This is a genomic window from Cupriavidus sp. 2KB_3 (genome assembly GCF_052115685.1).
GTDB classification, from domain to species: Bacteria; Pseudomonadota; Gammaproteobacteria; order Burkholderiales; family Burkholderiaceae; genus Cupriavidus; species Cupriavidus campinensis.
On record NZ_JBFRHD010000015.1, the window covers coordinates 140351 to 154611 of the forward strand.

14 protein-coding genes are annotated in these 14261 nt (G+C 67.2%); 10 read left to right on the top strand and 4 right to left on the bottom strand.

Going from position 1 to position 14261, the window contains the following annotated elements; translation table 11 throughout:
- Positions 1-85 precede the first annotated feature (85 nt).
- From AB4120_RS17430 to AB4120_RS17440, 3 genes are all read left to right on the top strand, one after another.
- Positions 86-1399 carry a hemolysin family protein gene (locus AB4120_RS17430; RefSeq protein WP_149137887.1) on the top strand — a complete coding sequence of 438 codons (1314 nt, stop codon included), beginning with the start codon at positions 86-88 and terminating at the stop codon, positions 1397-1399.
- 376 nt (positions 1400-1775) lie between these two features.
- On the top strand, positions 1776-3098 hold the full coding sequence (locus AB4120_RS17435) for a GGDEF domain-containing protein (protein ID WP_149137888.1): 1323 nt from the start codon (positions 1776-1778) through the stop codon (positions 3096-3098).
- Between the two features lie 144 nt (positions 3099-3242).
- Positions 3243-3374, top strand: a complete 132-nt coding sequence (locus AB4120_RS17440) for an entericidin A/B family lipoprotein (RefSeq protein ID WP_149137889.1) — start codon at positions 3243-3245, stop codon at positions 3372-3374.
- 146 nt (positions 3375-3520) lie between these two features.
- Here AB4120_RS17440 and AB4120_RS17445 read toward each other — a convergent pair whose 3' ends face one another.
- Genes AB4120_RS17445 through AB4120_RS17455 form a run of 3 tightly spaced genes read right to left on the bottom strand, consistent with a single transcriptional unit; the run spans position 3521 to position 6451 of the window.
- Entirely contained in the window at positions 3521-4162 is a 642-nt protein-coding gene (locus tag AB4120_RS17445) for a bifunctional 4-hydroxy-2-oxoglutarate aldolase/2-dehydro-3-deoxy-phosphogluconate aldolase (RefSeq protein ID WP_149137890.1), read from the bottom strand.
- A gap of 58 nt (positions 4163-4220) precedes the next feature.
- Complete coding sequence (locus tag AB4120_RS17450; protein WP_149137891.1) at positions 4221-5156, bottom strand: sugar kinase; 936 nt, start codon at positions 5154-5156, stop codon at positions 4221-4223.
- 14 nt (positions 5157-5170) lie between these two features.
- On the bottom strand, positions 5171-6451 hold the full coding sequence (locus tag AB4120_RS17455; protein ID WP_149137892.1) for an amino acid deaminase: 1281 nt from the start codon (positions 6449-6451) through the stop codon (positions 5171-5173).
- Between the two features lie 125 nt (positions 6452-6576).
- Here AB4120_RS17455 and AB4120_RS17460 point away from each other — a divergent pair, with 125 nt between their 5' ends.
- From AB4120_RS17460 to AB4120_RS17490, 7 genes are all read left to right on the top strand, one after another.
- Positions 6577-7479: a MurR/RpiR family transcriptional regulator gene (locus tag AB4120_RS17460; RefSeq protein WP_149137893.1), complete on the top strand. Its 903-nt coding sequence runs from the start codon at positions 6577-6579 to the stop codon at positions 7477-7479.
- 2 nt (positions 7480-7481) lie between these two features.
- The gene (locus tag AB4120_RS17465) at positions 7482-8945 is read left to right on the top strand and encodes an N-acyl-D-amino-acid deacylase family protein (RefSeq protein WP_149137894.1); all 1464 of its coding nucleotides are present in this window, start codon (positions 7482-7484) and stop codon (positions 8943-8945) included.
- A 44-nt stretch (positions 8946-8989) separates the two neighbouring features.
- Positions 8990-9382 carry a RidA family protein gene (locus AB4120_RS17470; protein ID WP_149137895.1) on the top strand — a complete coding sequence of 131 codons (393 nt, stop codon included), beginning with the start codon at positions 8990-8992 and terminating at the stop codon, positions 9380-9382.
- Between the two features lie 116 nt (positions 9383-9498).
- Positions 9499-10860: a GntP family permease gene (locus AB4120_RS17475; protein ID WP_149137896.1), complete on the top strand. Its 1362-nt coding sequence runs from the start codon at positions 9499-9501 to the stop codon at positions 10858-10860.
- A gap of 137 nt (positions 10861-10997) precedes the next feature.
- Positions 10998-12179 (top strand): ABC transporter substrate-binding protein, encoded by a 1182-nt coding sequence (locus AB4120_RS17480; RefSeq protein WP_149137897.1) that lies wholly within the window; start codon positions 10998-11000, stop codon positions 12177-12179.
- 172 nt (positions 12180-12351) lie between these two features.
- A complete protein-coding gene (locus AB4120_RS17485; RefSeq protein WP_262389879.1) occupies positions 12352-13575 on the top strand; it encodes a PQQ-dependent sugar dehydrogenase in 1224 nt (407 codons plus the stop codon).
- A gap of 44 nt (positions 13576-13619) precedes the next feature.
- Positions 13620-13898 (top strand): c-type cytochrome, encoded by a 279-nt coding sequence (locus AB4120_RS17490; RefSeq protein WP_316248531.1) that lies wholly within the window; start codon positions 13620-13622, stop codon positions 13896-13898.
- Here AB4120_RS17490 and AB4120_RS17495 read toward each other — a convergent pair.
- Complete coding sequence (locus tag AB4120_RS17495) at positions 13877-14164, bottom strand: hypothetical protein (RefSeq protein ID WP_149137900.1); 288 nt, start codon at positions 14162-14164, stop codon at positions 13877-13879. The two genes, AB4120_RS17490 and AB4120_RS17495, sit on opposite strands and share 22 nt — an antisense overlap.
- Positions 14165-14261: the final 97 nt, after the last annotated feature.

Genomic DNA, 14261 nt, shown 5'->3' on the forward strand with positions numbered 1-14261 from the left:
TGTGCGCCACCGCGCAGTGGCCCGGTCACATGCCGATGGTATGCTTTGACTTTTCAATTCCCGCGCGCGTAGGGCGCGCACCCTGATGGAAATAGCCATATTACTGGCGCTCATTCTGCTTAACGGCCTGTTCGCCATGTCCGAAATCGCGCTCGTCACGGCCCGCAAGGCCCGGCTGCAGCGGCAGATCGAAAACGGCGACCGTGGCGCGATAGAGGCCGTCAAGCTCGGAGAGGACCCCACGCGTTTCCTGTCCACCGTCCAGATCGGCATTACTTCCATCGGCGTGCTGAACGGCGTGGTCGGGGAATCCACGCTGGCGGCGCCGCTCGGCGAATGGCTCGCAGGCCTGGGCCTGTCGCAGCCGTCGGCCGGCTATACCGCCACGGCCATCGTGGTGGCCGGACTGACCTATTTCTCGATTGTCCTGGGCGAACTGGTGCCCAAGCGGCTCGGCCAGCTGGCGCCGGAGACCATCGCGCGCGCGGTGGCGCGCCCGATCTCGTTCCTCGCCACGGCGTCCACGCCATTCGTCAAGCTGCTGGGCGGCTCCACGCGCCTGGTGCTGCGGTTGCTCGGCGTCAAGACAGATCGGGGCCCGGCGGTGACCGAGGAAGAGATCCACGCGCTGCTCGTGGAAGGCTCGGAGGCCGGTGTCATCGAGCGTCACGAGCACACCATGGTGCGCAACGTGTTCCGGCTCGATGATCGCCAGTTGGCCTCGCTGATGGTGCCGCGTGGCGATGTGGTCTACCTGGATGCCAACCTTTCCGAGGAAGAGAACCTGCGCCGGATCGAGGAATCGGACCACTCGCGCTTCCCCGTGGTCCGGGGGGGCATGCACGACATTCTGGGCGTAGTCAGCGCGCGTCAGCTGCTAGCCCGCCGCCTGCGTGGCGAGCGAGCCGAACTGACGGCGGTGCTCCAGCCGGCCGTGTTCGTGCCCGAGAGCGTCACCGGCATGGAGCTGCTCGAGAACTTCCGTGCGTCCGGCGGCCAGATCGCCTTCGTGATCGACGAATACGGCGAGGTGCTGGGGCTGGTCACGCTGCAGGACCTGATCGAGGCCATTACCGGCGAGTTCAAGCCCGATGAGGCAGGTGGCGAGTGGGCTGTGCAGCGCGACGATGGCTCGTGGCTGCTGGACGGCATGATCCCGGTACCGGAATTCAAGGATCGCCTGGGCCTGCGCGCCGTGCCTGAGGAAGACAAGGAGCGCTACCACACGCTGTCCGGCATGTTGCTATTGCTGCTCGGCCGCCTGCCGCAGACCACCGACAGCGTGCAGTGGGGCGACTGGAAGTTCGAGATTATCGACATGGACGGCAAACGCATCGACAAGGTGCTGGCCTCCCAGGTGCCGCCGGAGGAAGGCCCGGAGCCTGAAACCACCGGCTGACGGCCCCGCCCTAACCCCGCCCTGGCCCCACCCGCCTACCCACGAAACGGACGCTCATGCGTCCGTTTTTTATGACCCGCGCCATAACGCGTTTCCTGCTCAATGGTCAAGACGACATTTGTGGCGACATTCGGTTCGTTGTGCGGAATCAAACATCGCTGTTACGCGCAGCGCACGTGTACATAGCCGTTTTCCTAGTTCCGCGTGGCTGCCGTATGATCTGCCTTGCAGCATCCGTAGTACCACGCAGTCGCTAAACAAAATCGAGCGGCGCCAGCAGAGCGCCCCGAAAGATGGAATGCATGAACGGGAACGCAAAACGGGTATGGCCGATGGCTGATGTCCGCCTCGGCCTCTACGGCGCCGCGAGTCACTGATGAGCGCGGACACTCACGACACGCCACCCGCCATGGACGGCAACTGCGCGGTCCAGCCGGCGGCGTTCATCGCCGCCCTGGACGAACACCGCGCGCAGGTCGGTACGGCCCATCCGCTGGCCGTGCTGGTCATCCGCCTCGACCGCTTCCAGCATGCCTGCGACACCCTAGGCCCGGCGCGCGCCAACCGGCTGCGCGCGGAGGTCAAGTCGCGGGTGGCCAGCCTCGCCACCATGCCAGCCGTGATGCAATGGCTGGGCCCGGCCGACCTCGGCGTTGCCTGCGTGCTCCCCGAAGGCACGGACGACCCCGGCTGCCTGAGCATGACGATTGCGGCCGTCCTGGGCCGGCCCTATCTGGTAGATGGTTTCGAATTGTTTCTGTCTTGCAGCATCGGCGCGGCCATGGATCACCCGGATAGCGCCACCGAACGCAACCTGCAGCAGGCCTTCGACGCCATGCTGCAGATCAACCGGCGCGGCGGCGATGGCGTTGGCCGCGCCGACCTGCCCACGCCGCCACGAATGGCGCCGCTGCTCGCCGCGCTGCCCCATGCCATCGCCCGGGGTGAACTGAGCCTGCATCTGCAACCCCGCGCCTTGCTCTCCACCGCCGAGATCGTCGCCTACACCGTGCGGCTGCGCTGGCAGCACGCGGTGCTGGGCCGCATTGGGCCACAGGATTTCCTGCCCGCCGCCGAGGCGCTGGGCATGATGGATGAACTGGGGCAATGGATTCTCCAGCAACTGCTGCCCCTGATGCGGGCCACGGAGGCCGTGGCGCCAGTGCCCTTCACGCTGCTGGCGTCAAGCTCGCAGTTGCAGTCGCCCGACACCATCGAGATGTTGCGGCGTGCCGTCGATGCCTACGGCGTGGGCCCTGGCCGGCTCTGCGTGGAGGTGCCGGTGAGCATCGTGCCGGACAGTCCGGAGACCGCCCGCAAGGCAGCGCTGCTGCATGACACCGGCATCGGCATGGCCCTCAGCGACTTCACTGATAATGCGGCAAGCCTGCGCGCGCTGGAAATCACCCGGCCCGATGTGGTGACGCTCGATGCGCGCCATCTGGGGCACGCCACCCGCAGCGGCCACACTGCCGCCCACCTGCGCGCGGCGTGCGTTTTGGCCCACGCGCATGGCGTGCCGGTCTGTGCCAAGGGGGTGGAGACGCGCGTCCAGCTGGAGGCCGTGCGCGCCTGGGGTTGCGACAGCGTCCAGGGCTATCTGCTAGCGCAGCCGTTCCCTGCGCACTGGCTGGCACAGACCCACGCGGCCATCGTAAACCGCGCGCGGCAACTGCTCGGCCCCAGCCTGAGACCCTGACGGCGGACAGTGCCGGATGGACCCCTGTCTGTCAGTGGTTTGTCAGCGTTTTCCTACTTACAAATTGGCACACATCCTGCATCGGGATCGAGTGGGGCGACGGTAGAATGTGCCCACTTCTCACTATCCCTAAAGGAGCCACTCGTGAAAAAAGGATGGATCTGGTGCGTACTGTGTGCCACCCTGCTGGCAGGTTGCAATACCATGGCCGGCGTCGGCCAGGACGTGCAGAAGGGCGGTCAGAAACTCGAAAACTCCGCTGAACGGGCGAAGTAAGCGCTCTTCAGCCGGGACGCCGTAGTGGGCGCCCCGCCTCACCTCTCGGCAACAGCCGGGAGAAAAAAGCCGGCCGGGCATGAATTCCCGGCCGGCTTTGTAGTTTTTACGATCTGCTGCCCGAGCGACGGGCGAAACGATGGCAATCAGCCCTTGCAGAGCCGCGACGCCTCCTCGGCGAGCTTGCGGATGCGGCCCCAGTCCTTGGCCTCCACGGCGTCCTTCGGCACGACCCACGAGCCGCCCACGCACACCACGTTCGGCAGGGCCAGGTAGTGCTGGGCCTTGACGATGTCGATGCCGCCGGTCGGACAGAATTTCAGTTGCGCCAGCGGCCCGTACAGCGACTTCAGCATCGGCACGCCGCCGGCCGCCTCGGCCGGGAAGAACTTCAGGAAGGTGAAACCGGCTTCCAGCGCCGCCATGGCCTCGCTGGCGGTGGCCACGCCCGGCAACAGCGTGATGCCCGCGCCTTGCGCGCCATCGGCCAGCCTTTGCGTCAGGCCGGGCGAGACCGCGAACTGGGCGCCGGCGTCGCGCACGGCGTGCAGCTGCTCCACCGTCAGCACCGTACCGGCGCCCACCACGGCCTGCGGCAGCGCCTTGGCCACGGCCTGGATGGCCTCCAGCGCCACCGGCGTGCGCAGCGTGATCTCCAGCAGCGGCAGGCCGCCGGCGACCAGCGCCTCGCTGACGTGCAGCGCGTCGTCCACCGAGTGGAATTCCAGCACCGGAATCACCGGCACATTGACAAGTCGTTCTAGCAGCGGGGAGGGTTGATTTGGCATGACAGTCCCGATGTTGGGTAGCAATTGTTGGGGGCGAAGCACGCCCGTGTGGTTCCAGTCAGGCAATCACCGACACGGATTGTTCCAGGCGCGCCTGCACGGTCTCGGCGCTCGGGATCGGCGCAACGGCGCCGTAGCCCGTGGTGGACAGCGCCGCCGCCACATTGGCGTAGCGCGCGGCGTCGAACGGATCGGCGCCCGCGGCCATCCGGGCGATGAAGCTGCCGCCGAAGCAGTCTCCGGCGCCGGTCGCGTCGAGCGGCCGCACGGGGTATGGCGGCACCAGCGAGCGCGCCTCGGGCGTGGCCACGTAGCTGCCCTCCTCGCCCAGTTTCAGCGCCACCAGGCCAATGCCGCAGCCGAGCAGGTAATCGACGATGGCATCGCGGTCGTCGAGCCCCGTGAGCACGGTGATGTCGTCCCAGCTCGGCAGGCAGACGTCGGTCAGCGAGAACGCCTCGCGCATGATGCCGCGCGCCCGCGCCAGCGACCACAGCCGCAGCCGCAAGTTGGTATCGAGCGACACCTGCGTGCCGCCCTTGCGCGCGTGCTCCATCGCGGCCAGCCCGGCGTCGCAGGCGCTGGTGCTGATGGCCAGGCTGATGCCGGACAGGTGCAGGAAGCGCGCCTGGGCAATCGCCGCCAGCGGCAGCTGGTCATGGTGATAGCGGCTCGCGGCCGAGCCCTCGCGCAGGTAGTCGAAACGATGGCCGTGGCTGTCGTGCGAGACGAAGTAGACGCCCGTGGGCGCCGCCGCGTTCACGCTGACATGGCGGGTATCCACGCGCTCGGTGGTCCACAGCGCCAGCAGGCGCTCGCCAAAGCTGTCGGCGCCCACCGCGCTGATGTAGCCGGTGGTGGCGCCCTGCCGTGCGGCGGCAATGCAGAAGTTCGAGGTATCACCGCCAAAGCCTTGCAGGTAGCGGCTGGCGTCGTCGGGTAGCTGGTTGAATTCGACCAGCGGCTCGCCGTAGGCAAGAATATCGATGCTCATGTCGCAGGTCTCCCTCAGAAGAACGTCTGCACGATGTCGATGACGCGCAACTGGCCGTCCAGCACGGGGATGTGCCGCCACTTGTCGAACGTCAGGCAGGGATGCGAGATGTCGAAGGCAATCATATCCCCGACGCGCACATCGTCGCCAGCCTCGATCTGCAGGTAGGCGTGCTGGTCCATCATGCCGGTGACCTGCCAGTGCGCCGGGGTGTCCACCGGGGCATCCGTGCCGGGCCGGTACAGCCGCGCGGGTATCGGCATGCCGGCGTCGAACGCCGCGTCACGCTTGCCCATGCCGATGATCGCGCGTGTCGGCTCGGGAATCGACTGCACATAGGCCCAGAGCTGCAACGCGGGCAGCAGCCCCTCGCGCATCTGCTGCGCCACGGGGTTGTTGGCCAGGATGCGCGTCTGCGCGGCGCGGTAGATGCCCACGTCGTGGGTCAGGTAGCAGCCGGGGCGCAGCACGATGTCGATGGGGGTGCCGATATCGGTGCGCGAGAACTCCTCGGCCACCACGTCGTACCAGGCCGAGCCGGCGCCCGACATGACCACGGGGCTGCGGCTGAAGCGGCCTTCGGCGGCCAGCTGGCGCGTCACGGCCACGGTGCGCTGCAGGAAGGCGCGGATATCGGCCTCGTGCTGGAGCACGCCTTCGTAGACTTCCACGCCGGCCAGGGAGAGCGCATCGGGCCAGCGTGCCAGCGCGTCCATCACGGCCTGCTGCTGGGCGGCGTCACGCACACCGGTACGACCGCCCTCCACGCCCAGTTCCACCAATACCTGGAGCTTCTGGCCGCGCGCGCGGAAGAACGCGCCTAGCTGATCGACGAGATCTGCCGAATCGACGAGCGAGAAGAATTCGAAGGACGGATCGCGCAGCAGGTCCGCCACGATCTCCATATTGCGGCGGCCGACCAGCTGGTTGGCCATCAGCACGCGCTTTACGCCATGCGCAGCGGCGGCGGCGGTCTGGTGGGCGGTAGCCAGGGTGATGCCCCAGGCACCTTCCTGCAACTGCCGCGCGAACAGCTTGGGCGCCATGGTGGTCTTGCCATGGGGCGCCAACTGCACGCCATATTCACCCATAAAGCGGCGCATCCACGTGAGGTTGTGCGCAAGACGTTCCTCATAGAGCACAGCGGCCGGCAGGCTCAGGTCCTCGGACAACAGGTTCCAGCCGACCTGGCTCGCGTTTGCCGGTGCCAGCGGGGTGTCCATCCGGCCCAGCGCCTTGTTCAGCGGATCGATGATCCCGGCTTGGTATTCACCCTGATACTTTGTCTCACGCATGCTGTCATCGCCCCGCGAAAATTCTGATTGACGTAATCATAGCCTTGAAACTACGATATTTCATCCTTGTTATAAAGTAACATGCGCCGCCGGCACCCCTGCCGGGCGGCGCGCAACCGCCCGCCATGACCGCGCCTTTCGACATCCTGACCCGCATTGCCGAACGCGGCCCCGCGCTGCGTCTGGCCGAGCAGAAGGTGGCCCAGGTGATCCTGGAAGACCTGGCCGGCGCGGCGGCGGCCAGCATCAATGAACTGGCGCGCAAGGCGGCGGTGAGCGAGGCCAGTGTCACGCGCTTCGCCAAGGCCATCGGCTGCCGCGACGTGCGCGACCTGAAGCTGCGGCTGGCCCAGGCCACCGCCGTGGGCTCGCGCTTCCTGCAGCCGGTGCCGCTGGCGGAGCCCGGCACGCCGGCGTCGCTGGCGGAGAGCATTCACGCCGATATCATCAACACGCTGGAGGTCAATCGCAAGCTGATCGACCCGGAACGCATTGGCATTGCCGCGCGGCTGTTGCTGGACGCGCGCATGGTCTACGCTTTTGGCATGGGTGGCGGCTCGACCTTCATGGCCGACGAGGCGCGCTACCGGCTGGCGCGGCTCGGGCACCCCGTGGCCAGCTATCAGGACGCGGTCCTCCAGAAAATGGTGGCGGCCACGCTGACGCGCGACGACGTAGTGCTGGCGTTCTCGGCCAGCGGCAACATGCCCGAGATGCTGGCCAGTTGCGACATTGCGCGCGAGTACGGCGCCCGCCTGATCGCCGTGACGGCACTCGGCTCGCCGCTGGCGGCGCGTGCCGATGTGCTGCTGCCCGTGCGCTCGCTGGAGACGGATTTCATCTTTAAGCCATCGGCCTCGCGCTACGCAATGCTGCTGGTGCTCGACGTGCTCGCCACGCGCCTGGCCCTGCTGACGCAGGAACAGAGCGCCGAGAAGCTGCGCCGCCTCAAATACGTGCTCGACGCCCATCGCGGCGTGAGCCAGGACAGCGACGGGCCGGACAGCCGCCAGCCGCTGGGAGACTGACCATGCCACACCTGTTCGACACCCTGATCCGCCTCGTAAGCCTGATCGATGGCTCGGGCGCCGCGCCCCGGCTGGCCGACGTGGGCATCCGCGACGGCCGCATCACGCGCATCGACGCCCCCGGCGCCATCGACCCGGACACCGCCTCCCACGTGGTGGAAGGCCACGGGATGGTGCTCTCGCCCGGCTTTATCGACGTCCACACGCACGACGACACCAACGTGGTCCGCCAGCCCGAGATGACGCCGAAGATCTCGCAGGGCGTGACGACGGTGGTCGTGGGCAACTGCGGCATCAGCGCCGCGCCGGTCACGCTGGCGGGCGATCCGCCCGATCCGATGAACCTGCTGGGCCGCGCCGAGGCGTTCTGCTACCCGAACTTCCAGGCCTACGTCGAAGCCGTCAACGCGGCACAGCCCGCCGTCAACGTGGCCGCGCTGGTCGGCCACACGGCCCTGCGCAGCAACCATATGGACCGGCTAGACCGCGCCGCCACCCCCGACGAAGCCGCCGCGATGCGCGCGCAGCTCGAGGAGGCCCTGGCCCACGGTGCCCTGGGCCTCTCCACCGGGCTGGCCTACGCCAACGCGTTCTGCGCGCCCACCGAGGAAGTCCTCGCCCTGGCCGAGCCGCTCGCGGACGCCGGCGCGCTCTACGCCACCCACCTGCGCAGCGAGTTCGCCGAGATCCTGGACGCCATGGACGAAGCCTTCCGCATCGGCCGCCATGCACGCGTGCCGGTGGTGATCTCGCACCTGAAATGCGCCGGCGTGCCCAACTGGGGCCGCAGCGGCGAGGTGCTGGAGGCGCTGGAAGGCGCCCAGCGCTGGCAGCCGGTGGGCTGCGACTGCTATCCATACACGGCCAGTTCGTCCACGCTCGACCTCAAGCAGGTGACCAGCGATTTCGACATCCAGGTCACGTGGTCGGAGTCGCACCCGGCCATGGGCGGCCGCCTGCTGGCCGACATCGCCGCCGAGTGGAACGTCGACCTGTTGGAAGCCGCGCGCCGCCTGCAACCGGCCGGGGCGGTCTATCACTGCATGGAAGATGCCGATGTGGACCGCATCCTGCGCCATCCGGCCACGGTGGTCGGCTCCGACGGCCTGCCCAATGACCCGCTGCCGCATCCGCGCCTCTGGGGCGCCTTCCCGCGCGTGCTGGGCCACTACGCGCGCGACCGCGAGCTGTTTCCGCTGACCGTGGCCGTCAACAAGATGACCGGCCTCTCCGCAGAGCGCTTCGGGCTGACCGGGCGCGGCTTCGTGCGCGAAGGCTACTGGGCGGACCTGGTGCTGTTCGACGCGGCTACGATCCGCGACGCTGCCAGCTTCACCGACCCGATGCAGCCCGCCGAGGGCATCGCGGCGGTCTGGGTCAACGGCGCGCTGTCCTGGCAGCAGCGCGCGGCCACCGGCGTGCGCGCCGGCCGCTTCCTGCCGCGCGGCAGCCGCGCCACGGCCTGATCCCACGGCCTGATCCCTTTCACTATTAGCAAACAGGAGTTTTCATGGACATCAAGCGTTTCGGCGTGGAAGGCGGCACGGGCCAGGGCGGCTCGCACATGCCGTTCGCCCGCGCGGTAGCCGCCGACGGCTGGCTCTACGTATCCGGCCAGGTGCCGATGGTGGGCGGCGAGGTCATCGACGGCGGCATCGTGGCGCAGAGCCACCAGGCCATCAAGAACGTGCTGGCGATCCTGGCCGAGGCCGGCTACGGCCCCGAGCACGTGGTGCGCTGCGGCGTCTGGCTGGACGACGCGCGCGACTTCACCTCGTTCAACAAGATCTTCAAGGAATACTTCGGCGCCAACCCGCCGGCCCGCGCCTGCGTGCAGTCCAGCATGGTGGTGGACTGCAAGGTCGAAGTGGACTGCATTGCCTACAAGAAACCCGCGGCATAAGCCCGCACGGTGAGCCAACCGATTTTTCAACCCGGCCGCTAAGCCCCACAGGAATAGCGGCCTTTTCATAGCGGAAGCGGACCGTCCTCCGGACGGCACCCGCGCAAGGAGACAATATGGGTGCCGTAACAGGAACCACACTCCTGGTCTATGCGCTGATCGCCGTGATCGCGCTGGTCATACTGATCGCCAGGTTCAAGCTCAACCCGTTCATCACGCTGGTGGTGGTGTCCGTCGCGCTCGGCTTTGCCGTGGGCATGCCGATGGGCGACATCATCAAGTCGTTCGAGGCCGGCGTGGGCGGCACGCTGGGCCACATCGCGCTGGTGATCGGGCTGGGCACCATGCTCGGCAAGATGATGGCCGAGTCGGGCGGCGCCGAGCGCATCGCGCTGACGCTGATCGACTTCTTCGGCGAGAAGAACGTGCACTGGGCCATGGTGACCATCGCGTTCATCGTCGGCCTGCCGGTGTTCTTCGAGGTGGGCTTCGTGCTGCTGGTGCCGATTGCCTTCAACGTGGCCAAGCGCACCGGTACCTCGATGGTGCTGGTCGGCATTCCGATGGTGGCCGGCCTGTCCGTGGTGCACGGCCTGATCCCGCCCCACCCGGCCGCGCTGCTGGCCGTGACGGCCTATGGCGCCGACATCGGCAAGACCATCATGTACGCGCTGATCGTGGGCATTCCCACGGCGGCCATCGCCGGCCCGCTGTTCGCCAAGCTGATGGACCGCTACGTGAAGCTGCCCGATGTGAACCCGCTGGCCGCGCAGTTCACCGAGGAAGACGAGGGCGTCAAGACCACGCACGCCCTGCCGAGCTTCGGCATCACGGTGTTCACCATCCTGCTGCCGGTGATGCTGATGCTGATCGGTAGCTGGGCCGACGTGTTCACCACGCCGAAGACCTTCGCCAACGACTTCCTGAAGCTGATCGGCAACTCGGTGATGGCGCTGCTGATCGCCGCGCTGGTCAGTTTCTACACCTTCGGCAAGGCGCGCGGCTTCAGCCGCGAGATGATCCTGAAGTTCACCAACGAGTGCGTGGCCCCCACGGCCATCATCACGCTGGTGGTGGGCGCCGGCGGCGGCTTTGGCCGCATCCTGCGCGACTCGGGCATCTCCACGTCCATCGTGGACGTGGCGACCAGCGCCCACGTGTCCGTGCTGGTGCTGGGCTGGCTGGTGGCAGTGATGATCCGTATCGCCACGGGCTCGGCCACGGTGGCCATGACCACGGCCGCCGGCATCGTCGCCCCGATCGCCGCCAGCGTGCCGGGCACCCGCCCGGAACTGCTGGTGCTCTCCACGGGCGCCGGGTCACTGATCCTCTCGCACGTGAACGACGGCGGCTTCTGGCTGGTGAAGGAGTACTTCAACATGTCCGTGGCGCAGACGTTCAAGACCTGGTCGGTCTGCGAAACCATCATCTCGGTGGTGGCGCTGGGGCTGACGCTGGCGCTGGCAACGGTGGTCTAACGGTGGTCTGAACCTTGGTTTTCCCCCTCTCACGCCTGCGGGAGGGGGAGCAAAACACGGGATTGCGCACAGCCGCCCTCCCCCCCTACACTCCCGTTCGATGCGGTCGCCTAGTACCGCACTTTCGGGAGACTTCGATGACCTTCACCCCGCTGCGGCGCGCCGTCCTGGCGTGCGGCGCCCTCGCCGTCCTGGCATTCCCCGCTTCCAGCTTTGCCGCCGATCCGGTCAAGATCGGGCTGATCGCCCCGTTCTCGGGCAGCTTTGCCGACTACGGCAAGCAGATGGAAGGCGGCGTCAAGGCCTGGCAGAAGCTTCACGGCGACACCGTGGGCGGCCGCAAGGTCGAAGTCATCCTCAAGGACACCACCGGCCCGGTGCCGGACGTGGCCAAGCGCCTGGCCCAGGAACTGGTGGTGCGCGACAAGGTGGACATCCTGGCCGGCTTTGGCCTCACGCCCGAGGCGCTGGCGGTGGCCCCCATCGCCGAGCAGGCCAGGAAGCCGATGGTGATCTTCAACGCGGCCTCCTCCATCATTACCACCAAGTCGAACTACATCGCGCGGGTCTCGATGACGCTGCCGCAGATCTCGGCGCCGATGGCGACCTGGGCGGTGCGCAACAACATCCGCAAGGTGGTCACGCTGGTGGCGGACTACGCGCCCGGCATCGACGCCGAAACCGCGTTCAAGACCAACTTCCTGGGCGGCGGCGGGCAGATTATCGAGTCGATCCGGGTGCCGCTGCGCAACCCCGAGTTCGCGCCGTTCATCCAGCGCATCAAGGACGCCAGGCCCGAGGCCGTATTCCTGTTCCTGCCCGCCGGCGAACAGGGCGTGGCGTTCATGAAGGGCTTCCGGGAACGCGGCCTGGCCGCCGCCGGCATCCGCGTGATTGCCACCGGCGACCTGACCGACGACCACGTGCTGCCGGCCATGGGCGACGCCACGCTGGGCGTGATCACTTCGTTCCACTACTCCGCCGCCCATGATTCGAAAGAAAACAAGGCGTTCCTGAAGGCGTTTGCCGAGGCCAACCCGGGCGCCGGTCGGCCCAACTTCATGGCCGTGGCCGCCTTTGACGGCATGGCCGCCATCTACGAGGCCCTGAAGAAGACCGGAGGCGCCACGGACGGCGACAAGTTCCTGGCGGCGCTCAAGGGCATGAAGATCCAGAGCCCGCGCGGCCCCATCACCATCGACCCGGCCACCCGGGACGTGGTGCAGACCGTCTACATCCGCAAGGTGGAAAAGGTGAATGGGGAGCTCTACAACGTCGAGTTCGACAAATTCGACGGGGTGAAGGACTCCGGCAAATAAGCCTGCCCCGGCGACGGCCGTCCTGAATTTCTTTTATTGCGTCGTCAAGAATGTGCATGACGCGAGTTCCGATTCTTGACCTAAGCTGTTTGATGCACACAAGAAGAACTCCGGAGACGACAAAATGATCAGGACTGCGATATTCACCCCCGCCGCCGCGGCCGCCGCCGCGATGTTCCTGGCCATGGCACCCGCCATGGCCGCCCCAGACAACCTCCAGAAGCTCCAGAGCTTCAAGCCGACCGGCACCGCCACGCCGGAAACCGTGCCGCAGACCGGCGCGCGCGCCGACGCCATCCGCGAGAACCTCAAGAGCATCAAGCTGCCACAGGGCTTCAAGATCGAGCTGTACGCGGTGGTGCCCGAGGCCCGCCACATGGCGGTGGAGCCCTCCACGGGGGTGGTCTTCGTCGGCACGCGCAAGTCCAAGGTCTGGCAGGTGACGGACCGCAACAAGCGCCGTGTAGCGGACGACGTGGTGCAGTTCGCCAGTTCCGTTGCCTTCAAGGTGCCCAACGGCGTCTGTTTCTCCCCCGACGGCATCCTCTACGTGGCCGAGCAGAACCGCGTGCTGGCGTTCCCGGCCGCCCAGTTCTTCGGCGAGGGCGGCCCGGACGTGGCTGTGGGCGTGGTCGTGCCGCAGGGCAAGCTGATCCCGACCGAGTTCGAGAGCTTCAACCACGGCGCGCGTGCCTGCCGCGTTGGCCCGGACAAAAAGCTCTACGTCGCCCTCGGCCAGCCGTGGAACGTGCCGCCCAAGGACAAGCTGGCCACCCTCGACAAGAATGGCGTCGGCGGCATCATCCGGATCGACCAGGACGGCAAGAACCGCGAGGTCTATGCCCATGGTGTGCGTAACTCCGTGGGCCTGGACTTCAGCCCGGTCGACAAGATGCTCTGGTTCACCGATAACCAGGTGGACGGCATGGGCGACGACCAGCCCCCTGGCGAGCTGAACCGGGCCACCAAGGCGGGCCAGAACTTCGGCTTCCCGTGGTACGGCGGCGGCAAGGTCCGCACGGTCGAGTACAAGGACGCCAAGCCGCCGGCAGACGCCGTCTTCCCGGTAGTGGAATACGCCCCCCACGCGGCCGACCTCGGCATGTCGTTCTATACCGGCAAGATGTTCCCGGCCAAGTACCAGAACGGCGTGTTTGCGGCCGAGCATGGCTCCTGGAATCGCACCAAGCCGATTGGCGCCCGGGTGGTGTACACGCCGGTCAACGCCGACGGCTCGGTAGGCGCCACGGAGGTCTTCGCCGAAGGCTGGCTGACGGCCAACGGCGAGTACATGGGCCGCCCGGTGGACGTGCAGCAGTTGCAGGACGGCTCGCTGCTGGTGTCCGACGACTACGCCGGGGCGATCTACCGCATCTCCTACGCGGGGGCCAAGTGACGCGACAGGGTTCCCTGACAATCGCCGCCTTGTTGGCAATGGTCATGGTTGTGGCCATGGCCGGGGCGCCGACCCTGGCCGCCGACGCCCAGGCCGGCAAGGCCAAGGCCATGCAGTGCCAGGCCTGCCATGGCCTGGACGGCAAGTCGAAGCTGCCCGAGGCGCCGCACCTGGCCGGCCAGAACGAGACCTACCTGGTGAAGGCGCTCAAGGACTACAAGACCGGCGCGCGCAAGGACGAGATGATGAACCTGATGGCCAAGCCGCTGACCGACAAGGACATCGACAACCTCGCGGCGTTCTACAGCGGCTTGAAGCCGTGACCGGAGCGTGCCTTCGGCGGCGACAGCACCGAGATGGCTGACGCCGCCTCGCGCCGGATCAGTCGCATGATCAGCGCGGCGCCGGCGTTGCCGAAGTCCGGCGAGGCCGCGTTATCCAGCGCCGCCGACATCACCCCCAATGCTTCCTGTATACGCTCCAGCTGACGCAGCGCGGGGGCCGACGGCGCCATCGGCCCGGGGAACCCCGGTGTCCCCAGCATGCCGGGTGTAATGGACGTGCGGGCGGCGGGTCTTGGTTTGTGCATGGCGATCTCCTTCTGGCTGAGCGGATGATTCCGATCCATGCATTCTGGGAATGAAGCTGGCCCAGCGATATGAGACGTTTCTGAAAAGCGATCGGAC